This is a genomic window from Streptomyces sp. NPDC051243, from assembly GCF_044455405.1.
GTDB lineage: Bacteria > Actinomycetota > Actinomycetes > Streptomycetales > Streptomycetaceae > Streptomyces.
Window position 1 is genome coordinate 271,251 of the sequence record NZ_JBITES010000006.1, and the last position, 20,993, is coordinate 292,243.

General features: G+C 70.1%; 15 protein-coding genes. 7 read left to right on the forward strand and 8 right to left on the reverse strand.

Annotated features, from left to right (window positions below; translation table 11 throughout):
• Nucleotides 1-61 precede the first annotated feature (61 nt).
• Nucleotides 62-535 (forward strand): type II 3-dehydroquinate dehydratase, encoded by a 474-nt coding sequence (gene aroQ, locus ACIBAG_RS17495; RefSeq protein WP_399105887.1) that lies wholly within the window; start codon nt 62-64, stop codon nt 533-535.
• Between the two features lie 67 nt (nt 536-602).
• On the opposite strand, the gene ACIBAG_RS17500 is transcribed toward aroQ, so the two are convergent.
• The 5 genes from ACIBAG_RS17500 to ACIBAG_RS17520 form a co-directional block, all read right to left on the reverse strand.
• Nucleotides 603-1,331: an amino acid ABC transporter ATP-binding protein gene (locus ACIBAG_RS17500; RefSeq protein ID WP_399106328.1), complete on the reverse strand. Its 729-nt coding sequence runs from the start codon at nt 1,329-1,331 to the stop codon at nt 603-605.
• Between the two features lie 38 nt (nt 1,332-1,369).
• Entirely contained in the window at nt 1,370-2,290 is a 921-nt protein-coding gene (locus tag ACIBAG_RS17505) for an amino acid ABC transporter permease (RefSeq protein WP_399105889.1), read from the reverse strand.
• The gene (locus ACIBAG_RS17510; RefSeq protein WP_399105891.1) at nt 2,287-3,171 is read right to left on the reverse strand and encodes an ABC transporter substrate-binding protein; all 885 of its coding nucleotides are present in this window, start codon (nt 3,169-3,171) and stop codon (nt 2,287-2,289) included. The genes ACIBAG_RS17505 and ACIBAG_RS17510 overlap by 4 nt, the downstream gene beginning before the upstream one ends.
• A 313-nt stretch (nt 3,172-3,484) precedes the next feature.
• The gene (locus tag ACIBAG_RS17515) at nt 3,485-4,141 is read right to left on the reverse strand and encodes an MBL fold metallo-hydrolase (RefSeq protein ID WP_399105893.1); all 657 of its coding nucleotides are present in this window, start codon (nt 4,139-4,141) and stop codon (nt 3,485-3,487) included.
• 137 nt (nt 4,142-4,278) lie between these two features.
• Nucleotides 4,279-4,962 (reverse strand): maleylpyruvate isomerase family mycothiol-dependent enzyme, encoded by a 684-nt coding sequence (locus ACIBAG_RS17520; protein WP_399105895.1) that lies wholly within the window; start codon nt 4,960-4,962, stop codon nt 4,279-4,281.
• Nucleotides 4,963-5,213: 251 nt separating this feature from the next.
• Here ACIBAG_RS17520 and uvrA point away from each other — a divergent pair, with 251 nt between their 5' ends.
• A complete protein-coding gene (gene uvrA, locus ACIBAG_RS17525; RefSeq protein ID WP_399105897.1) occupies nt 5,214-8,270 on the forward strand; it encodes an excinuclease ABC subunit UvrA in 3,057 nt (1,018 codons plus the stop codon).
• Nucleotides 8,271-8,408: 138 nt separating this feature from the next.
• On the opposite strand, the gene ACIBAG_RS17530 is transcribed toward uvrA, so the two are convergent.
• The 3 genes from ACIBAG_RS17530 to ACIBAG_RS17540 form a co-directional block, all read right to left on the reverse strand.
• The gene (locus tag ACIBAG_RS17530; protein ID WP_399105899.1) at nt 8,409-9,347 is read right to left on the reverse strand and encodes a carbohydrate kinase; all 939 of its coding nucleotides are present in this window, start codon (nt 9,345-9,347) and stop codon (nt 8,409-8,411) included.
• Nucleotides 9,344-10,594, reverse strand: a complete 1,251-nt coding sequence (locus ACIBAG_RS17535; protein ID WP_399105901.1) for a LacI family DNA-binding transcriptional regulator — start codon at nt 10,592-10,594, stop codon at nt 9,344-9,346. Before ACIBAG_RS17535 ends, ACIBAG_RS17530 begins: the two co-directional genes overlap by 4 nt.
• A 311-nt stretch (nt 10,595-10,905) precedes the next feature.
• Entirely contained in the window at nt 10,906-11,862 is a 957-nt protein-coding gene (locus ACIBAG_RS17540; RefSeq protein ID WP_399105903.1) for a hypothetical protein, read from the reverse strand.
• Nucleotides 11,863-12,598: 736 nt separating this feature from the next.
• On the opposite strand from ACIBAG_RS17540, the gene uvrC reads away from it, so the two are divergent.
• From uvrC to ACIBAG_RS17565, 5 genes are all read left to right on the forward strand, one after another.
• A complete protein-coding gene (gene uvrC / locus ACIBAG_RS17545) occupies nt 12,599-14,758 on the forward strand; it encodes an excinuclease ABC subunit UvrC (protein ID WP_399105905.1) in 2,160 nt (719 codons plus the stop codon).
• Nucleotides 14,755-15,789: an RNase adapter RapZ gene (gene rapZ, locus ACIBAG_RS17550; RefSeq protein WP_399105907.1), complete on the forward strand. Its 1,035-nt coding sequence runs from the start codon at nt 14,755-14,757 to the stop codon at nt 15,787-15,789. The genes uvrC and rapZ overlap by 4 nt, the downstream gene beginning before the upstream one ends.
• Nucleotides 15,786-16,853, forward strand: coding sequence for a uridine diphosphate-N-acetylglucosamine-binding protein YvcK (yvcK, locus tag ACIBAG_RS17555; RefSeq protein WP_399105909.1), 1,068 nt, complete (start codon nt 15,786-15,788; stop codon nt 16,851-16,853). Before rapZ ends, yvcK begins: the two co-directional genes overlap by 4 nt.
• The gene (whiA, locus tag ACIBAG_RS17560) at nt 16,844-17,833 is read left to right on the forward strand and encodes a DNA-binding protein WhiA (RefSeq protein ID WP_031477421.1); all 990 of its coding nucleotides are present in this window, start codon (nt 16,844-16,846) and stop codon (nt 17,831-17,833) included. The genes yvcK and whiA overlap by 10 nt, the downstream gene beginning before the upstream one ends.
• 151 nt (nt 17,834-17,984) lie before the next feature.
• Nucleotides 17,985-20,939, forward strand: a complete 2,955-nt coding sequence (locus ACIBAG_RS17565; protein WP_399105912.1) for a M14 family zinc carboxypeptidase — start codon at nt 17,985-17,987, stop codon at nt 20,937-20,939.
• Nucleotides 20,940-20,993 lie beyond the last annotated feature (54 nt).

The window sequence follows — 20,993 nt, forward strand, 5'->3', positions numbered from 1 at the left end:
AAACCGGGGTCCGAGCAGCGGTCTTCGACTGACCGCCGACCCCGAACGGACCGGAGGAACCGTGCCCCGCACCCTGGCCAATGCCCCGATCATGATCCTCAACGGCCCCAACCTGAACCTGCTCGGCCAGCGCCAGCCGGAGATCTACGGCTCCGAGACCCTCGACGATGTCAGGGCCCTGTGCGCCAAGGCGGCGGCCGCACACGGCGGCACGATCGACTTCCGGCAGTCCAACCACGAGGGTGAGCTTGTCGACTGGATTCACGAGGCACGGCTGAACCACTGCGGGATCGTGATCAACCCTGGCGCCTACTCGCACACGTCGGTGGCGATTCTGGATGCGCTCAACACCTGTGACGGGCTGCCCGTGTTGGAGGTCCACATCTCCAACATCCACAAGCGGGAGTCGTTCCGGCACCACTCCTACGTCTCCCTGCGCGCCGACGGCGTCATCGCGGGATGCGGAGTGCAGGGATACGTCTTCGGGGTGGAGCGGGTCGTGGCGCTGGTGGGGGCGGGACAGGCGGACACCTGACCTCGGCAGGCGGGGCGGGCGGGCATGCGCCCTCGATGTAAGGACCGCCGGCCATGGCGGGCGGTCCTTACAGCCGTCCCGCCTCCACGATCCGCCGCAGGAAGCGCCGGGTGCGCTCCTGCTGCGGATCGCCGAAGATCTGCTCGGGCGTGCCGCGCTCCAGCACCACGCCTCCGTCCAGAAAGCAAACCTGGTCGGCGACCTCGCGTGCGAATCCCATCTCATGGGTGGCCAGAACCATCGTCATCCCGTCCTCCTTCAAGTCGCGGACGACGGTGAGGACTTCGCCCACGAGTTCCGGATCGAGGGCGGCGGTGATCTCGTCGAGCAGCAGCAGCCGGGGTCGTACGGCGAGAGCGCGCACGATCGCGACGCGCTGCTGCTGGCCGCCGCTCAGCCGGTCCGGGTACTCGCCCGCCCTGTCGGCCAGCCCGAGCCGCTCCAGCAGCTCACGCGCGCGTGCCTCGGCCTCCGCGCGGGAGACGCCGTGCACGCGGCGCGGGGCGAGCGTGATGTTCTCCAGGACCGTCATGTGCGGGAAGAGGTTGTACGCCTGGAACACCACGCCGATACGGCGCCGTACGGCGTCCTGGTCGACGCGCGGATCGGTGATCTCCTCGCCGTCCAGCCAGATCGCGCCGTCGTCGATGTCCTCCAGGAGGTTCGCGCACCGCAGCAGCATGGACTTGCCGGAGCCGGAGGCGCCGATCAGCGCGGTCACCGTGTGCGGGGCGACCTCCAGGTCGACGTCCCGCAGGACGACCGAGCCGCCGAAGGTCTTGCGGACGGACTCCATCCGCAGCACAGGTGCGTCGCTCGGAGAGCTCGCGTCGCTCACAGGGCCCCTCCTTGGGCGCGCCGACGGTCCATCCGGGCCGTCACCCAGTCCGTGAAGCGGGTCATCGGGATGGTCAGCGCCACGAACACCAGGCCCGCGACGATGTACGGCGTGTAGTTGAGGCTGCGGCCCACGATGATGTCCGCGGCCCGCACGGCGTCCACCGCACCGCCGATCGACACCAGACCGGTGTCCTTCTGCAGCGACACCAGGTCGTTCAGCAGAGGAGGCACCTGACGGCGTACCGCCTGGGGCAGGACGACGTGCCGCAGCGCCTGCCGGTTGGTGAGGCCGAGCGAGCGGGCGGCGGCGCGCTGCGAGGGGTGGACGGACTCGATGCCCGCTCGGAACACCTCGGCGACGTACGCCGAATACGTCAGCGTAAGCGCCGTACCGCCCAGCAGCACCGGATCGACGGTCACGCCCTGGAGCCGCAGCGCGGGTACGCCGAGGACGACGATCATGAGGTTGATGATGAGCGGAAGGCCCCGGAAGAAGTCCGTGTACGCGGCCGCCAGTACCCGCAGCGGGAAGAACACCGGGCCGCGCAGCGTGCGGGCGACGGCGATGAGCATCCCGAGAACCAGCACGCAGGCGCCGCAGATCAGCAGCAGCCGGACGTTGAGCCAGAGCCCTTCGAGGACCTTGGGAAACGCCTCGCGCGCGTACTCCCAGCTGAAGAATGTCTCCTTGGTGCGCGGCCAGCCCGGCGCGTTGACCACGACCAGATAGAGCACGACGCCGGTGACCAGGGTGGAGAGCGACGCGATTGCGGTGGCGCGGCGGGCGCGGGCGCGCTTGTAGCGTTCGCGGTCGAGACGTCGTTGCGAGGGGACGTAACCGTCGTCGCCGGCGCCGGGCATACCGCCGTTGTCGTCCGCGCCCTCCTGGCCGGATTCCTCCTTCGTGACCGTCACTTGAGCACCGGGGCGTCGACCGCGTCCGACAGCCACTGCTGCTCGAGCTCGGCCAGCGTCCCGTCCTCGCGCAGGGTGTCCACGGCGGCCGTCACACACGCGGTGATCGCGCTGCCCTTGTCGAGCACGAGCCCGAACTGCTCCGGTGTACCGCCCTGGTTCTCGAACTGGCCGACGATCGTCGCGTCCGTCACCTCGGCCGCGGTGATGTAGAAAGCGGTCGGCAGGTCGACAACGATGGCGTCGACCTGGCCGTTCTTCAGCGCGGACTTGGCCTGGTCGTTCTTGGCGTACGCGGCGGCCTGCTGCGTCGGCTTCACCACGTCCTCGATGTAGCCGAGACTGGTCGTGCCGACCTGTGCGCCCAGCTTGAGGCCCTTCAGGTCCGCGACGCTCTTCGCCTCGGCGGCCTTGGTGCCCTTCAGCGCGATGACGGCCTGACGGACGTCGTAGTAGCCGGACGAGAAGTCCACGGCCTTCTTGCGCTCGTCGCTGATGGACACCTGGTTGATGTCGAAGTCGAAGGTCTTCTCGCCGGGCGCGAAGGCCTTGTTGAACGGCACGCTCTGCCAGACAACGGCACTCTTGTCGTAGCCGAGCTGCTTCGCCACGGCGTAGGCGACCGCCGACTCGAAGCCCTCACCGCTGGCGGGCTTGTCGTCCTTGAACCAGGGCTCGTACGCCGGTTCGTCGGTGGCGATCGTCAGCTTGCCGGAGGTCTTGGTCGCCAACTTGCCCTTGGCACAGGTGTTCGCGGCCGACCCCGACGGTGTGTCGGCGGCTTTGCCCTCCGGCTGCGGGGCGCAGCCGAGAGCGGTGGCGAGGAGGGCGGTCGTTGCGACGGCGACGGCGCGGCGCAGCGCGCGAGGGGCAAGGTGCATGGCGCGAGATTGACAGTACATCGTCGTGTTTGTCGAGGTCGCGACGGTGAATGTCCGCATCGTGGGAGCGGGTGTTGCGTTCCTGTGAACAGTTCCCACGGCGGTCGCCGGGGCCGCCGGTCGAGGGCGGGGATTTGAGACCGGCGGCCCGTACCGCTCAGGAGCCGTCATCCTGGGCGGGGCTGCTTCCAGTTGACTGCGCAACTACGGCCGCCGGGAGCGCGCGCATGGCACCGGCGCGTGTGAATGGTTCACACGGGGTGCGTACGCGGGGGCGCGCGTGCTCACCAGCCGGTAGCCGCCGGCCTGGTTCTCACCAGCCCCGCGCGTGCCACTCCGGCAGATGCGGCCGCTCCGCGCCCAGCGTCGTGTCGTTGCCGTGTCCCGGGTAGACCCAGGTCTCGTCCGGCAGGACGTCGAAGATCTTCGTCTCGACGTCGTGGATCAGGCTGGCGAACGCCTTTGGATCCTTACGGGTGTTGCCCACGCCGCCCGGGAACAGGCAGTCCCCGGTGAACACATGGGGATGCCCGTGCGGGTCGTCGTAGACGAGGGCGATCGAACCGGGCGTGTGGCCGACCAGGTGGCGCGCAGTGAGTTCCACGCGCCCTACCCGGATGGTGTCGCCGTCGTCGACCAGGACGTCGGTCGGCACCGGGATGCCCTCGGCGTCGTCGCGTCCGGCGTAGGTGCGCGCGCCAGTGGCCTCGACGACCGCGGCAAGTGCCTGCCAGTGGTCGCCGTGCTGGTGTGTGGTGACGACGGACGCGATGCCGTCGTCGCCGATCATGCCGAGCAGTGCGTGCGCGTCGTTGGCGGCGTCGATCAGCAACTGCTCGTCCGTGGCCCGGCAGCGCAGCAGATAGGCGTTGTTGTCCATCGGACCGACCGCGATCTTGGTGATCATCAGGTCCTTGAGCTCGTGCACGTCGGCGGGACCGCCGACCGTCACCTGTCCGCTGTAGGTCATGTCGGCAGCCTATAGCGGCAGAGCGGTCCCTGGGCCGGCCGGACGCGGCGCAGGCGGAGCGGCCCAGGAGCCGCCGGGTGCCGGGACCGCCGAGCGCCCCTCCAGGCTGCGGAAACGGGCCCAGCGGCCACCAGGTGCTACAGCGGCGGAAGCGACGGCAGCGCGCCTCCCGCCACGCTCAGGCCGGATCCGTCGCGGCGCCCGGCGAGCCAGCCCAGCAGGTCGGCTGCGGACCCTGTGACGGTGACCTCGGGCGCGCCCACCCGGCCGGTGCTCCACGCGCGCGTGCCGTCCGTGAGACGGGTCGGCGGCACATCGGGGTGTCCGGTGAACCGCTCCGCGAGGAAGTCGATCTCCCGCTCCACGAACTCCGCCGGCAGGTCCTCCAACTCGTACCCGATCCCGAGATCCACGTGGTGCAGCTCCACCTCCACCCACCGCCGGAACGGCACCCGGGCCGCCGCGTCCGTGACGCCGTTGCGCAGCTCCACCGTGCGCGACCAGTCGGCGGGTGCCGCTCCCGTGTCCTGGAAGCGGGCCGCGCTCTCGCGCACGTCGGTGAGCTGGACGTCCAGGGGGCGCGGGGCGTCGCGCTCGATGTCGGCGTCCCGGGCGGTGGCGGAGACGTACATGGGGCGCCCTTCGAGGACGTTCACGAGGGCGTCCGCGTTGCGGGCGATATGGGCGAGGACATGGCCGCGGCTCCAGCCGGGGAGCCGTGACGGCTCGGCCACCGACGCGTTGTCCAGCTTGGCCGCTGCGTTGAGCAGCCGATCGGTCGCTTCACGTACAGACACCAGGTCACGAGCGTGATCAATCATGGTGCTGACATTAGCCCCGCCACACCTTTGGGTGAAGGTGGTGAACGGGTGCCGTAAATCGAATGCGCGTGCTATAGGGTCGGTCGTGGCGTCGGGCATGCTGGATGGCCCGGGATTGTTGTCGCATCCGGGAATCCGACCGGCGTTGTCAGTGGCTCCCCCTAGTCTGAGAAAGCACGGGGGCCTCGAATCCGGGAAAGCACGGGGGCCTCGCCCCCCTGTCACTTCTCTCAAGAAAGGTGCGGACCGGCGTGGCCGACCGTCTCATCGTCCGTGGAGCGCGCGAGCACAACCTCAAGAATGTCTCGCTCGACCTCCCGCGCGACTCGCTCATCGTCTTCACGGGCCTGTCGGGGTCGGGCAAGTCCTCGCTGGCCTTCGACACCATCTTCGCCGAGGGGCAGCGGCGCTACGTGGAGTCGCTGTCGTCGTACGCCCGGCAGTTCCTCGGCCAGATGGACAAGCCGGACGTCGACTTCATCGAGGGCCTCTCCCCGGCGGTCTCGATCGACCAGAAGTCCACCTCACGGAACCCGCGCTCGACGGTCGGCACCATCACCGAGGTCTACGACTACCTTCGTCTGCTCTTCGCGCGCATCGGCAAGCCGCACTGCCCCCAGTGCGGCCGCCCGATCTCACGCCAGTCGCCGCAGGCCATCGTCGACAGGGTCCTGGAGCTGCCGGAGGGGAGCCGCTTCCAGGTGCTGTCGCCGCTGGTGCGCGAGCGCAAGGGTGAGTTCGTCGACCTCTTCGCCGACCTCCAGACCAAGGGCTACTCCCGCGCGCGTGTGGACGGCGAGACGATCCAGCTGTCCAACCCGCCCACGCTGAAGAAGCAGGAGAAGCACACCATCGAGGTGGTCGTCGACCGCCTCACGGTGAAGGACTCCGCCAAGCGCCGGCTCACCGACTCCGTGGAGACTGCGCTCGGCCTTTCCGGCGGCATGGTCGTGCTCGACTTCGTCGACCTGCCCGAGGACGACCCCGAGCGCGAGCGCATGTACTCGGAGCACCTGTACTGCCCCTACGACGACCTCTCCTTCGAGGAGCTGGAGCCCCGCTCCTTCTCCTTCAACTCGCCCTTCGGCGCCTGCCCCGAGTGCACCGGCATCGGCACCCGCATGGAGGTCGACCCCGAGCTGATCGTCCCGGACGAGGAGAAGTCGCTCGACGAGGGCGCCATCCACCCCTGGTCGCACGGCCACACCAAGGACTACTTCGGCCGCTTGATCGGAGCGCTCGCGGACGCGCTCGGATTCCGTACGGACATCCCCTTCGCGGGACTGCCGCAGCGGGCCAAGAAGGCCCTGCTCCACGGCCACAAGACGCAGATCGAGGTCCGTTACCGCAACCGGTACGGCCGTGAGCGCGTGTACACGACGCCCTTCGAAGGCGCCGTCCCCTTCGTCAAGCGCCGGCACAGCGAGGCCGAGAGCGACGCCAGCCGCGAGCGCTTCGAGGGCTACATGCGCGAGGTGCCCTGCCCCACCTGTGAGGGCACCCGTCTGAAGCCGATAGTCCTCGCGGTCACGATCATGGAGAAGTCGATCGCCGAGGTCTCCGCGATGTCCATCAGCGACTGCGCGGACTTCCTGGGCGAGCTGAAGCTCAACGCCCGCGACAAGAAGATCGCCGAGCGCGTACTGAAGGAGGTCAACGAGCGGCTGCGGTTCCTGGTCGACGTCGGCCTGGACTACCTCTCGCTCAACCGCGCGGCGGGCACGCTCTCCGGTGGCGAGGCCCAGCGCATCCGCCTGGCCACCCAGATCGGCTCCGGCCTCGTCGGCGTCCTGTACGTCCTCGACGAGCCGTCCATCGGTCTGCACCAGCGCGACAACCACCGGCTCATCGAGACCCTGGTCCGACTGCGGGACATGGGCAACACGCTCATCGTCGTCGAGCACGACGAGGACACCATCAAGACCGCCGACTGGGTCGTCGACATCGGCCCCGGCGCCGGTGAGCACGGCGGCAAGGTCGTGCACAGCGGCTCCCTGAAGGAACTGCTCGCCAACGCGGAGTCGCAGACCGGCCAGTACCTGTCCGGCAAGAAGGCCATCCCGCTGCCCGACATCCGGCGCCCGCACGACCCGTCCCGGCTGCTCACGGTCCACGGCGCCCGCGAGAACAACCTCCAGGACATCGACGTCTCGTTCCCGCTGGGCGTGTTCACCGCCGTCACCGGCGTTTCCGGCTCCGGCAAGTCGACGCTGGTCAACGACATCCTGTACACCCACCTGGCGCGCGAGCTCAACGGCGCGCGCAACGTCCCCGGGCGGCACACGCGCGTGGACGGCGACGACCTCGTCGACAAGGTCGTGCACGTCGACCAGTCGCCCATCGGCCGCACACCGCGCTCGAACCCGGCGACGTACACCGGCGTCTTCGACCACATCCGCAAGCTGTTCGCCGAGACGACCGAGGCGAAGGTCCGCGGCTACATGCCGGGCCGCTTCTCCTTCAACGTCAAGGGCGGCCGCTGCGAGAACTGCGCGGGCGACGGCACGATCAAGATCGAGATGAACTTCCTCCCGGACGTGTACGTCCCGTGCGAGGTCTGCCACGGCGCCCGCTACAACCGGGAGACCCTGGAGGTCCACTACAAGGGCAAGTCCATCTCCGAGGTCCTGAACATGCCGATCGAAGAGGCCATGGACTTCTTCGAGGCCGTCCCCGCGATCAACCGCCATCTCAGGACACTGAACGACGTCGGCCTCGGCTACGTCCGGCTCGGCCAGTCCGCGACCACCCTGTCCGGCGGCGAGGCACAGCGTGTGAAGCTCGCCAGCGAGTTGCAGAAGCGCTCCACCGGCCGCACGGTCTACGTCCTCGACGAGCCGACCACCGGTCTGCACTTCGAGGACATCAGCAAGCTGCTGAAGGTCCTCTCCGGCCTGGTGGACAAGGGCAACACGGTCATCGTCATCGAGCACAACCTCGACGTGATCAAGACCGCGGACTGGGTCGTGGACATGGGCCCCGAGGGCGGCGCCGGCGGTGGCCTCGTCATCGCCGAGGGCACGCCCGAGGCAATCGCCGCGGTCCCCGCCAGCCACACCGGCAAGTTCCTGCGCGAGATCCTCGGCGCCGACCGGATCAGCGACGCGGCCTCGGTGAAGGCCCCGCGCAAGACGGCGGCCAAGAAGACGGTGGCGGCGGGTTCGACGGCGAAGAAGACGGCGACGGTCAGGACCACGAAGGCGGTCAACAACAAGGCCACTGACAAGGCGGCCGGAGCCACGAAGAAGGCGGCTGCCGTGAAGAAGGCCACGCCCGCGAGGAAGACGACCCGGGCCCGCAAGGCCTGACGCCTGCGGGCAACGAGTCCGAACACATTCGGAAAAGTGCGGCGCCCCGTGGGAACTCCCCGCGGGGCGCCGTCCGTTGGATCATCAGCCGCCCGATCCAGGCGGCCGTGACGGACCTTGACTCGTCAACAGTGGAAATCAGTGGACCGGAAAAGAGAACGCCTCCTGGACGTCCCCTAGTTCGGAGGCGTACGGCGGTTCTGCTCCGGCCCGGGAGCAGGTGATCGCGGCAGCCCGCGCCGCGAACCGCAACAGCCGTGTCCAGCCGTCGGCGCCCAGTCCCACGAGCGCCTCGGCGGACAGGGCGTCCTGGGCGGCCAGGCCGTGCAACAGGGCCGCGTTCACGGTGTCGCCCGCGCCGATCGTGTCGACGACGTCGACCTCCTCGCCCGGTACCGAGTGCACCGCACCGTCCCGTGTGAAGGCGGTCAGCCCGTCACCGCCCTGAGTGATCACGACGGCTGCAGGTCCCGCGGCCAGCCACTCGCGCGGCGTGCCGCCCAGCCAGAGTGCGTCCTCCTCGGAGAGCTTGAGCAGCGACACCGACGGCAGCCAGCTCTTGAACCGCGCCCGGTATCCGTCCGGGTCCGGGATAAGTCCGGCCCGGATGTTCGGGTCGAGCGCGGTGAAGACTCCCTGTGCGGCTGCGCTCCGCATCAACTCCTCATAGGCGCTCGCCCCCGGTTCCAGGACGAGCGAACAGGTGCCGAAGGAGACCGCGCGCGCCCGTGCGGGCAGCTCCGGGGGCGCCGTGAAGAGCCGGTCGGCGGTGCCCTCGACATAGAAGGAGTAGGCGGCCGAGCCCTTCTCGTCGATGGTGGCGACCGCGAGCGTGGTCGGCTCCATACCGCGCTGCACGGCGGACACGTCCACCCCGGCCTCCCGCAGCCCCTCGAGCAGGGCTTCACCGAAGGCGTCATGGGAGGTCCGGGAGCAGAAGGCGGTGGCGGAGCCGAGCCTGCCGAGGGCCACGGCGGTGTTGTAGGGCCCGCCGCCGAGCGCCGGCTTCAGGCTCGCGAGGGCGCCCGTGCCCTGCGGTACCAGGTCGATCAGGGCCTCACCGGCGACGACGATCACGAGACGGTTCCTTTCACGGACGTCTGGGGCTGTTCGGGACTGTCGGACGGCGGGGACGCGATGCTCTCGGAACCCCTCGACCTCGGGGGTTCCTCGGACGCCGCGCCGCCGCCCGGTGCGGGACGGCGTGCCGCGCCCGGGGCACCGCGCCGCCCCGCGCCCGCCCCGTCGGGCAGAACCTCCGGCCTCGCGAGTTCCTCGGGGCCCTCGGTTCTCCGGGATCCCCGCGCCTGCTCGGGACAACCGCACGAGGCGCGATGCACGAAGGCGCAGGGCAGACGCACGGTCCGGGCGGGCCGGTCCGGTGCGGCGAGGCGGTCCAGTAGCACACGGACCGCCTCGGCGCCGATGTCCCTGCTGGGCTGGGCTATGGCGGTGAGCCGGGGCGAGAACAGGTCGGCCCAGGCGAAGTCGTCGAAGCAGCACAACGCGATGTCGTCGGGCACGGACAGACCACGGTCGCGCAGGGCACGCAGGGCGCCGATCGTCATGGCGTTGTTGGCGGTGACGAGTGCGGTGGGTGGCGAGGCGAGAGACAGCAGCTCGGCGGTGGCCTGTTCGGCGCCGGCCGACTCGGAGTCGCCGTGCACCAGGAGGTTTTCGTCGGGGGCGAGCCCGGCCGTTGCGAGCCCCTCCCGGTATCCGGTGATTCGCTCGCTGGTGGTGCTGAGTCCGGGCAGACCGGCGATCATGGCGATCCGCCGGTGGCCGAGCTCCGCGAGATGGGTGACCAGCCGGGCCACGGGTTCGGCGCCGTCGGCGCAGACCTGGTCGAAGCGCGGCGAGCCGTCCGCCGGACTGTCGACCACCCGGTCGAGGAGGACGGTCGGTACCTTGTGGCGCCCGAGATAGGCGACCAGTTCGCGAGGGTCGGCGGAAGGCGCGACGATCATGCCGTCCACCCGGCGTTCGTGCAGGAGCTGGACGACCTTGCGTTCATGCACCGGATCGTCGTGCGGGTCGGCGATCAGCAGGCTGTAGCCGTGTTCCAGGGCCGCGGCCTCGACGCCCTGGAGGATCTCCGTGAAGTACGGGTTGCTGATCGCCGACACCGCGAGCCCTATGGACCGGGTGCGGGAGGTCACCAGGGAACGGGCGAGGGTGTTGGGCGTGTAGCCGAGCTCGTCCATGGCGTCCAGCACCGCCTGGCGGGTGTGGGGCAGCACCGGCCGGGTGTCGTTCAGCACATGAGAGACGGTCGCCACGGACACGCCGGCGCTCCGCGCGACGTCGGCCATGGTTGCCATCGGATCCCTTCCGGTTTCGCCGGTGACATGCGCCTCCCCTGGGCGCGGCGGTTTCTCTGGCCGGGAAGGTATCTCATTCGCCGCCGGACGTAAACGTTTGCGCAAGCGTTTACGTCCCCGCCCGCGCCGCAGAGGGGAGCGTCATGGTGTTCCCCAACCGGGGTGCGCGGGGATCAGGCCGTGCCGGAATCAGTTCGCGCCGGGATCAGCTGGCGCCGGGATCAGCTGGCGCCGGACTCAGGGTTGATTGATCGGCTCTGCAGAGCCGTGCAGTGGGCACCAGGGAACAGCGCCTCCCTGTGAGCAGCGCCTCAGTCCCACTCCCACCCGATGCCCACGATCCCCGTCCGCACCCGTGGCTCGACAAGGTGGACGGAACGGTGCAGGCCGCTGAGTGCCAGTCCCTGGCGGCCACTGCGGGGCGCTGCCGCCGAGTGCTGGGCGAAGCGGTGGCAGCGGATGGGCAGTGCGTTCTCCGCGAAGTGGACCTGGAGGGCGTACTGGCCGCCCGCGAGATGAAAGCCGCGGGCGTACTCGCGGGACACGTCGGCCGTGCCGTCCTCGACGCCGTAGCGGAAGAGGTAGGTGTCGCCGGCCCGTAGACGCGTGCCGAAGAGCAGCTCGGCCACGAGGACACCGGTGTCGTGGTGCCAACGGACCCGTCCGGTGCGGCAGTTCTCCAGTGCGTGCACGGTCATGTGCTCCGGCGTGCACCCCGGGTCGCCGTGGTGGACCGCCACGAAGCGGTCCACGCCGTCCTTGTGGGCGCGCACGATGTGGTGCGACTCGCGTCCCGCCAGCTCTCGGCGCGGCCCGATCCGGACCCGCTCGTGGTGCGCGAGGGTGTGGACGCCGCAGTCGACAGGACAGTCCAGCTCGGCCAGCAGCTGATCCAGGACGCCCGACGCCTCCACCAGGGAACGGTAGGAGCGGGCCGCTGGCCTTTGGAGGGTGGAGTGATCGCCGGTCTCGGCGAGGAGCCGGATCAGGGACTCCTCCGGCAGCTGGAGTATCTCCTCCAGGGCCCGCACCGCCCGCAGCGACTCGGGGCGCTGGGGCCGGCGCGCTCCCTGCTGCCAGTAGCTCAGGCTGGTGACGCCGACCTTCACGCCACGACGGGACAGATGGTGCTGCACGCGCTGCAGCGGCAGTCCCCGGGCGGCTATCGCGGCACGCAGGGCGACGTGGAAGGGGCCGCCTCGCAGGGCCGTGTCCAGTTCCGCGGTGGCGACGGCGGGGATGTCCGCGTGCTGTGTGGCGTGCGGCATGCAGGGGCCTTTCTGTGGTTGTTCACAACGGCTGGTCGGACCGTTCGCGCGGCTCGTCGGGGCCACCCCGTCGGCACGGCAGGGGTCTTCACATCCGTACGCCGTCGTTCACGGCCCCGAGTTCCCCCGCATTGAAGCGTGTTGACCAAGTCCCGACAACACCTGATGTCCAACAGGGACGCTGTCTGACCGAGTCGCGCCCCCGTCCCGCGCTTCGCTGCCTCAAGCGGCCGTGGCCGTCCCGCGATCACCCGGCACCGATCACCCGGCACCGATCACCCGACGCCGACCCGCGACGCCGACCCGCGACGCCGACCCGCGACGCCGACCCGCGACGCCGACCCGCGACGCCGACCCGCGACGCCGACCCGCGAGGCCGACCCTCGACGCTGATCACCCGGCGCTGACCCCGCGACGCTGATCACCTGGCGCTGACCCGCGACGCCGATCACCCGACCCCGACGCCGCTCAAGGGCACACTCCCGCCCTCCGCGTCCCGAGCGTCGGGACCGCACCCCCCAAACCGCTCCCGCATCCCCCAAACCGCTCCCGCATCCCCCAAACCGCTCCCGCATCCCCGTATGCCGCCCCCGGCAGACTGCCCCACAGCCCCTTACGCCGCCCCCGGCAGACTGCCCCGTATCCCCGCTGCCCCGCAGATAACCCCGCACCACGCACCCCGCGCCGTCATCCACAGCCCGCCGGACTGTCACCGCTCGCCAGTAGGGTGTGAGACATGGCCGACCCCTCCAGCTACCGCCCCAAGCCGGGACAGATCCCGGACTCTCCCGGGGTGTACAGGTTCCGTGACGAGCACCGCCGGGTGATCTACGTCGGGAAGGCGAAGAGCCTGCGCCAGCGCCTGGCGAACTACTTCCAGGACCTGGCCGGACTCCACCCCCGCACCCGCACGATGGTCACCACGGCCGCGTCCGTGGAGTGGACCGTGGTGTCCACGGAGGTCGAGGCCCTGCAGCTGGAGTACTCCTGGATCAAGGAGTACGACCCACGGTTCAACGTCAAGTACCGCGACGACAAGAGCTACCCGTACCTCGCGGTGACGATGAACGAGGAGTTCCCACGGGTGCAGGTGATGCGCGGTCACAAGAAGAAGGGCGTCCGCTATTTCGGGCCGTACGCGCACGCATGGGCGATCCGGGACACCGTCGACCTCCTCCTGCGCGTCTTCCCCGTGCGAACCTGTTCGGCCGGCGTCTTCAAGAACGCCCGCCGCACCGGCCGCCCCTGCCTGCTCGGCTACATCGGCAAGTGCTCCGCCCCCTGCGTGGACCGCGTCTCCGCCGAGGAACACCGCGAACTGGCCGAGGAGTTCTGCGACTTCATGACCGGCCGCACGGCCACCTATCTGCGCCGCCTGGAGAAGCAGATGATGGCGGCGGCCGAGGAGATGGAGTACGAGCGGGCCGCCCGCCTGCGCGACGACATCGAGGCCCTGAAGAAGGCCATGGAGAAGAACGCGGTCGTGCTCGCCGACGCGACCGACGCCGACCTCATCGCGGTCGCCGAGGACGAGCTCGAGGCGGCCGTACAGATCTTCCATGTGCGCGGCGGGCGGGTGCGCGGCCAGCGCGGCTGGGTCACCGACAAGGTCGAGGAGATCACCACCGGTGCCCTGGTCGAGCACGCCCTTCAGCAGCTCTACGGCGAGGAGAGCGGGGACGCCGTGCCCAAGGAGGTCCTCGTCCCGGCCCTGCCCGACCCGCTGGAGCCCGTGCAGGAGTGGCTCACGGGCCGCCGCGGCTCCAACGTCTCGCTGCGCATCCCGCAGCGCGGGGACAAGCGCGCCCTCATGGAGACCGTGGAGCGCAACGCCCAGCAGGCCCTCGTTCTGCACAAGACCAAGCGCGCCTCCGACCTGGCCACGCGCTCGCGTGCCCTGGAGGAGATCGCCGACGCCCTCGACCTGGACAGCGCCCCGCTAAGGATCGAGTGCTACGACATCTCGCACCTCCAGGGCGACGACGTCGTGGCCTCCATGGTCGTCTTCGAGGACGGGCTGCAGCGCAAGAGCGAGTACCGCCGCTTCCAGATCAAGGGCTTCGAGGGCCAGGACGACGTCCGCTCCATGCACGAGGTGATCACCCGCCGCTTCAAGCGCTACCTGGCCGAGAAGGAGCGGACGGGTGAGTGGGCCGACGGCGAGAGCACCCTCACCGACGCCTCCTCCGACGGCGGCAACAGTCCTGACAACGGCTTCACCCCCTCCGGCCCCCTCACCGACACCTCCTCCGGCCCCCTCACCGACACCTCCTCCGCCCCTCCAGGCCATGGCCTCAAGGACGACGAGGGCCGCCCCAAGCGCTTCGCCTACCCCCCGCAGCTCGTCGTCGTCGACGGCGGCCAGCCGCAGGTCGCGGCCGCCCAGCGGGCTCTCGACGAGCTCGGCATCGACGACATCGCCGTCTGCGGTCTCGCCAAGCGTCTGGAGGAGGTCTGGCTGCCCGGCGAGGACGACCCGGTGGTGCTGCCCCGCACCAGCGAGGGCCTCTATCTGCTCCAGCGTGTCCGGGACGAGGCCCACCGCTTCGCGATCACCTACCAGCGCACCAAGCGCACCAAGCGATTCCGCTCCAGCCCGCTGGACGACGTGCCCGGCCTCGGCGAGACCCGCAAGCAGGCGCTGATCAAGCACTTCGGTTCGGTGAAGAAGCTGCGGTCCGCGACAATCGACCAGATCTGCGAGGTCCCGGGCATAGGTCGGAAGACGGCCGAGACGATCGCCGTGGCCCTCGCCCAGGCGGCCCCGGCCGCACCCGCTGTGAACACGGCGACTGGAGAGATCATGGAAGACGAGGAATCCGAAACGACGGCGGAGACCTCGGGGGAGCCCGTGTCCGCGGGCGCCCCGGACGAACGACGGGGGCAGGAGAGATGAGCGAGCACGAGACACACCCGACAGCCGAGCGAGATCAGCAAGCCCGCGAGGCGCACGCAGCCCAGGAAACACACAAGAAGACCGGCGAAGATCTCACCCAGCAGGACGCACCCCAGGAAGACGGAGCACAGGTGAGTACGGGCATCGACACAGCCGGGGTCCCCGAAGCGGCCATCCCCGAGCTGGTGATCATCTCCGGCATGTCCGGGGCGGGTCGCTCGACGGCCGCCAAGTGTCTGGAGGACCTCGGCTGGTTCGTCGTCGACAACCTCCCGCCCGCGCTGATCCCCACCATGGTGGAGCTCGGCGCCCGCTCCCAGGGCAACGTGGCGCGGATCGCGGTGGTCGTCGACGTCCGCGGCCGGCGCTTTTTCGACAACCTCAGGGAGTCCCTCTCCGATCTGGACATCCGGGGTGTGACGCGCCGGATCGTCTTCCTGGAGTCTTCCGACGACGCCCTGGTGCGCCGCTTCGAGTCGGTGCGCCGCCCGCACCCCCTCCAGGGCGACGGCCGTATCGTCGACGGCATCGCCGCCGAGCGTGAACTGCTGCGCGAGCTGCGCGGCGACGCCGACCTGGTGATCGACACCTCCAGCCTCAACGTGCACGAGCTGCGGGCCAAGATGGACGCCCAGTTCGCCGGCGAGGAGGAGCCCGAGCTGCGGGCCACGGTCATGTCCTTCGGCTTCAAGTACGGCCTGCCGGTCGACGCCGACCTGGTCGTGGACATGCGCTTCCTGCCCAACCCGCACTGGGTCCCGGAGCTGCGCCCCTACACCGGCCTCAACGAGGAGGTGTCGGCGTACGTCTTCAACCAGCCCGGCGCGAAGGAGTTCATCGACCGGTACTCCGAACTGCTGCAGTTGATCGCGGCCGGATACCGTCGTGAGGGCAAGCGGTACGTGACGATCGCGGTCGGCTGCACCGGGGGCAAGCACCGCTCGGTCGCCACGTCCGAGAAGCTCGCGGCACGCCTTGCCTCCCAGGGCGTGGAGACGGTGGTCGTGCACCGGGACATGGGACGGGAATGACGGGACGTACTCCGCGGCTGAGCAGGTTGCGCCGGGCGGTGCCCGAGTCGCGCGCCGGCCGGCCCGCCGAGGCCCGCGGTGCCAAGCCGCGCCGCCGCGGCACCCAGCCCAAGGTCGTCGCCCTCGGCGGCGGCATGGGCCTGTCCGCCTCGCTCGCCGCGCTGCGCCGGATCACCGGCGACCTCACCGCCGTCGTCACCGTGGCCGACGACGGCGGTTCCAGCGGGCGCCTGCGCGACGAGCTGGGCGTGCTGCCGCCCGGCGACCTGCGCAAGGCGCTGGCCGCGCTGTGCGGCGACGACGACTGGGGCCAGACCTGGGCCCGGGTCACCCAGCACCGCTTCCACTCCAAGGGCGATCTGCACGACCACGCGGTGGGCAACCTGCTGATCGTCGCCCTGTGGGAGCAGCTCGGCGACCATGTCCAGGCCCTCGACCTGGTCGGCAGGCTGCTCGGCGCGCACGGGCGCGTGCTGCCCATGTCCGCCGTGCCCCTGGAGCTCCAGGCCCTGGTCAAGGGGCACGACCCGGACCGGCCCGAGGACATCGACACCGTCCGCGGCCAGGCCAACGTCGCCCTCACTCCCGGCGAGGTGCAGTCGGTGCACGTCGTGCCGCACGACCCGCCCGCCGTCCCGGAGGCCGTCGCCGCCGTCCGGGACGCGGACTGGGTGGTGCTCGGTCCGGGCTCCTGGTTCTCCTCGGTCATCCCGCACCTGCTCGTGCCCGAGCTGCTGGACGCCCTCACCGAGACGAAGGCGCGCCGGGTACTCTCCCTGAACCTCGCCCCGCAGCCCGGAGAAACCGAAGGCTTCTCCCCGCAGCGTCATTTGGAGGTTTTGGGACGACACGCCCCTAAACTCGCCCTGGACGTGGTGCTGGCCGACGAGGCCGCCGTGCCCGATCGCGATGTCCTCACCGAGGCGGCCAAGCGGCTCGGTGCCGCGGTCGAGCTGGCCCCGGTGGCCCGGACGGACGGGACGCCCCGGCACGACCCGGAGCTCCTCGCCGCCGCGTACGACCGTATTTTTCGGATGCATGGAAGGATCGGCCCATGGCGATGACGGCAGCGGTGAAGGATGAGATCTCCCGGCTCCCCGTCACCCGGACCTGCTGCAGGAAGGCGGAGGTCTCCGCCATTCTGCGGTTCGCCGGCGGCCTCCACCTGGTGAGCGGACGCATCGTGATCGAGGCGGAGCTGGACACCGCGATGGCGGCCCGCCGGCTCAAGCGGGACATCCTGGAGATCTTCGGCCACAGCTCCGAGCTGATCGTGATGGCGCCGGGTGGACTGCGCCGCGGATCGCGCTACGTCGTGCGCGTGGTCGCCGGGGGCGACCAGCTGGCCCGCCAGACCGGGCTCGTCGACGGCCGGGGCCGGCCGATCCGCGGTCTGCCCCCGCAAGTGGTCTCCGGGGCCACCTGTGACGCCGAGGCGGCCTGGCGTGGCGCCTTCCTGGCGCACGGCTCGCTGACCGAGCCCGGCCGCTCGTCCTCCCTGGAGGTGACCTGCCCGGGCCCCGAGGCCGCGCTCGCCCTGGTCGGCGCCGCCCGCCGGCTGTCGATCGCCGCCAAGGCACGTGAGGTGCGCGGCGTGGACCGCGTGGTCGTCCGCGACGGCGACGCGATCGGCGCCCTGCTCACCCGGCTCGGCGCGCACGAGTCGGTACTGGCCTGGGAGGAGCGCCGGATGCGGCGCGAGGTCCGCGCCACCGCGAACCGGCTCGCCAACTTCGACGACGCCAACCTGCGCCGCTCCGCCCGTGCGGCCGTCGCCGCCGGCGCCCGTGTCCAGCGTGCCCTGGAGATCCTCGCGGACGAGGTCCCCGAGCACCTCGCCGCCGCCGGACGCCTGCGCATGGAGCACAAGCAGGCCTCCCTGGAGGAGCTGGGCGCGCTCGCCGACCCGCCGCTGACCAAGGACGCCGTGGCCGGCCGCATCCGCCGCCTGCTGGCCATGGCCGACAAGCGGGCCCAGGACCTGGGCATCCCGGGCACGGAGGCCAACCTCTCCGAGGAACTGGCGGACAACCTCGCGGGCTGACGCGAAGGATCCTCAACACATCGGTGCCGACGTCCACTTGGGACGTCGGCACCAGTGTTTGTCAGTCTTTGCGGCACTCTTGACTGGGCCCTGAACTGGCATGAGCCTGGCAGCTATTCGTCGCTGTGGCGAAACACTGCTAGGGGGGTTCATGAGACCCAGAGCGAGATCGATCCTCGCTGCCGGTGCGCTCCTGATAGGCGGAGCGAGTATCGCACCCATCGCCCAGGCACAACCGGGAAGTTCACAAGAAACTGACCCGAGCGAAGTCAAGGTCTTCCGGGCCGAGGTCACCAAGAAGCAGGTACCCCTGCTGCTGGCGGCCGGTCAGGACGGCCACGAACTCAGTGAGCAGGCGCCCGAGAAGGGCACGGCCACCGTCGAGGTCTATCTCACCGACGACCAGGCCAAGAAGCTCGAGAAGCAGGGAGTCGAGCTCACCGAGCACGACCTCTCCGCCCAGGCGGAGGCCCGCACCGAGAAGGCCGCGGAGGGCGTGTACCGCCCGTACAGCGGAAGCGGGGGCATCAAGGAGGAGATCGTCCGGACCGGGCAGGAGAACCCCGGCCTCACCAAGGTCGTCTCCATCGGCAAGACGATCAACGGCCAGGACATCCTGGCCGTCAAGCTCACCAAGAACGCCAGGACGACGAAGGACGGCTCCAAGCCCTCCGTCCTCTACCTCTCCAACCAGCACGCGCGTGAGTGGATCACGCCGGAGATGACCCGGCGGTTGATGCACTACTACCTGGACAACTACAAGACGGACAAGCGCGTCAAGAAGATCGTCGACACGACGGAGCTGTGGTTCGTCATATCGGCCAACCCCGACGGCTACGACCACACCTTCAAGGACTCCAGCACGCGCCTGTGGCGCAAGAACCTGCGGGACATCAACGGCGACGGTGCCATCAGCACCGGAGACGGCGTCGACCTCAACCGCAACTTCGCCTACAAGTGGGGCTACGACGACGAGGGTTCGTCCCCCAACCCCACCAGCGAGACCTACCGCGGCGCGTCCCCCGCATCCGAGCCCGAGACGAAGGCGCTGGACGCCTTCCAGCGCCGTATCGGATTCGACTACGGCATCAACTACCACTCCGCGGCCGAGCTCATCCTCTACGGCGTCGGCTGGCAGGTGGCCACCGACACCCCGGACGACGTCCTGTACAAGGCCCTCGCCGGCACGCCGGACAACCCCGCGGTCCCCGGCTACCACCCGCAGGTCTCCTCGGAGCTCTACACGACCAACGGCGAGACCGACGGTCACTCCGCGAACGTCAACGGCATCGCGATGTTCACGCCCGAGATGTCGACCTGCCAGACCGCGTCGAACATCGACCCGAACGACCAGTGGAACGCGCGGGACTGCCAGTCGGTCTTCAACTTCCCGGACGACGAGAAGCTGATCCAGGACGAGTTCGCCAAGAACGTGCCCTTCGCGCTCTCCGTCGCCGAGTCCGCCGCAAGGCCCGACCAGCCGAAGTCATCGGTCGGCCTCAGCGCCGCCGACTTCACCCCGGCGCCGTTCACCACGTCCTACTCCCGCGGCGCGGACCAGGAGGTCTCCGTCGTCGTACGGAAGTCCGTGCGCGACAAGGAGCTCAAGTACCGCGTCAACGGCGGCCGTACGGAGGACATGGCGCTCCGGCCCTGGAAGGGCGGCGAGACGTACGGCGGTGAGGACAACCTCTACTTCGACGAGTACCGGGCCAAGGTCGCCGACGGCGACCCGGGCGACAAGGTCGAGGTGTGGTTCACCGGCGAGACGCGGAGCGGAAAGCCCGTCTCCAGCGAGCACTTCACGTACACCGTGGCGCAGCGGCCGCGCGCGGACGTCCTCGTGGTCGCCGAGGAAGGCGCCACCGCCACGCACGCGCAGAAGTACGTCGACGCCCTCAAGGCCAACGGCCAACGGGCGATCGTGTGGGACGTCGCCACGCAGGGCGCGCCCGACGCGCTCGGTGTGCTGGGCCACTTCGACACCGTCGTCCACTACACGGGCGCGAGCGTCCCGGGTAACGCCACCCAGCTCCAGCTGCGCGCCTACCTCAACGAGGGCGGCAAGCTGATGGAGGCGGGCGAGGAGGCCGGCGGCAACGTCGACCTCGGCGGCGGCAACCTGTCGGACGACTTCAGCCAGTACTACCTGGGCGCCTACTCCCGTACGTCGCTCCCCGGGGCGACCGGCTTCAACGGCTCCGGCAGTCTCGGCGGCTTCACCGGAGCGCTCGGCGACGCCACCGGCAACCCGCTCGACAAGGCCGGCAGCTACAGCGTCACCTCGGACGAGCTGCCCACCGACACGTACCCGCAGTTCGCCAGCGCGGGCGCAGGCCAGTTCGCCGGAACCGTCAACCCGTACGGACCCTACGCGGGCTCCCACATGGCGGCCGCCGTGCACACCGACGACGCCTACAAGCGGCTCACCAGGACCGTCGACCTCACCGGGGTCACCGCGGCCCAGAAGCCCACGCTGCGCACCCAGCTGCTGTGGGATGTCGAGCCCGGCTACGACAACGTCCTGGTGGAGGCTCACACCACCGGGGCCGAGGACTGGACGACGCTCCCCGAGGCGGGCGGCGCCGGCAGCAACACCGTGCCGGCGGACTGTGAGGCCGGGTTCTACGTGGGCGAGCACCCCTGGCTGGCCCACTACCTCACCGTGTCCACCAGCGGCTGCACCGCCAGCGGCAGCACCGGTTCGTGGCACGCCCTCACCGGCGCCTCCGAGGGCTGGAAGCAGGTCGAGTACGACCTGAGCGCGTACGCCGGCAAGACCGTCGAGGTCTCGATCGCCTACGTCAGCGACCCGGCGTTCGGCGGTCGCGGCGTCCTCGCCGACGAGGCCTCGCTCGTCGTCGGCGGCACGGCGACGCAGACCGAGGGCTTCGAGACGTCGCTCGGCGCCTGGAGCGTGACCGGACCGCCCGCGGGCAGCCCGGCCGTGCTCAAGGACTGGGCGCGCACCGGAGCGCTGTTCCAGACCTACGGCGCGGTCACCACGGACGACACCGTGCTCCTGGGCTTCGGCCTGGAACACGTCCCCGCGGCGGCCGACCGTGCGGCGCTCATCGGAAGGGCCCTCGACTCACTTGACGAGTGACACGCCGAGGTCAACAGTGCACAACGCACCGTGACCGAATCGAGTGATCCGGGC

Bases quoted from the DNA above. Each gene is read 5' to 3' on its own strand.
- ACIBAG_RS17500 (WP_399106328.1), bottom strand. From the start codon at position 1,331: ATGGAGTCCGTCCGCAAGACCTTCGGCGGCTCGGTCGTCCTGCGGGAC.
- ACIBAG_RS17510 (WP_399105891.1), bottom strand. From the start codon at position 3,171: ATGCACCTTGCCCCTCGCGCGCTGCGCCGCGCCGTCGCCGTCGCAACG.
- ACIBAG_RS17515 (WP_399105893.1), bottom strand. From the start codon at position 4,141: ATGACCTACAGCGGACAGGTGACGGTCGGCGGTCCCGCCGACGTGCAC.
- ACIBAG_RS17520 (WP_399105895.1), bottom strand. From the start codon at position 4,962: ATGATTGATCACGCTCGTGACCTGGTGTCTGTACGTGAAGCGACCGAT.
- ACIBAG_RS17535 (WP_399105901.1), bottom strand. From the start codon at position 10,594: ATGGCAACCATGGCCGACGTCGCGCGGAGCGCCGGCGTGTCCGTGGCG.
- ACIBAG_RS17540 (WP_399105903.1), bottom strand. From the start codon at position 11,862: ATGCCGCACGCCACACAGCACGCGGACATCCCCGCCGTCGCCACCGCG.
- uvrC (WP_399105905.1), top strand. From the start codon at position 12,599: ATGGCCGACCCCTCCAGCTACCGCCCCAAGCCGGGACAGATCCCGGAC.
- rapZ (WP_399105907.1), top strand. From the start codon at position 14,755: ATGAGCGAGCACGAGACACACCCGACAGCCGAGCGAGATCAGCAAGCC.
- yvcK (WP_399105909.1), top strand. From the start codon at position 15,786: ATGACGGGACGTACTCCGCGGCTGAGCAGGTTGCGCCGGGCGGTGCCC.
- whiA (WP_031477421.1), top strand. From the start codon at position 16,844: ATGGCGATGACGGCAGCGGTGAAGGATGAGATCTCCCGGCTCCCCGTC.
- ACIBAG_RS17565 (WP_399105912.1), top strand. From the start codon at position 17,985: ATGAGACCCAGAGCGAGATCGATCCTCGCTGCCGGTGCGCTCCTGATA.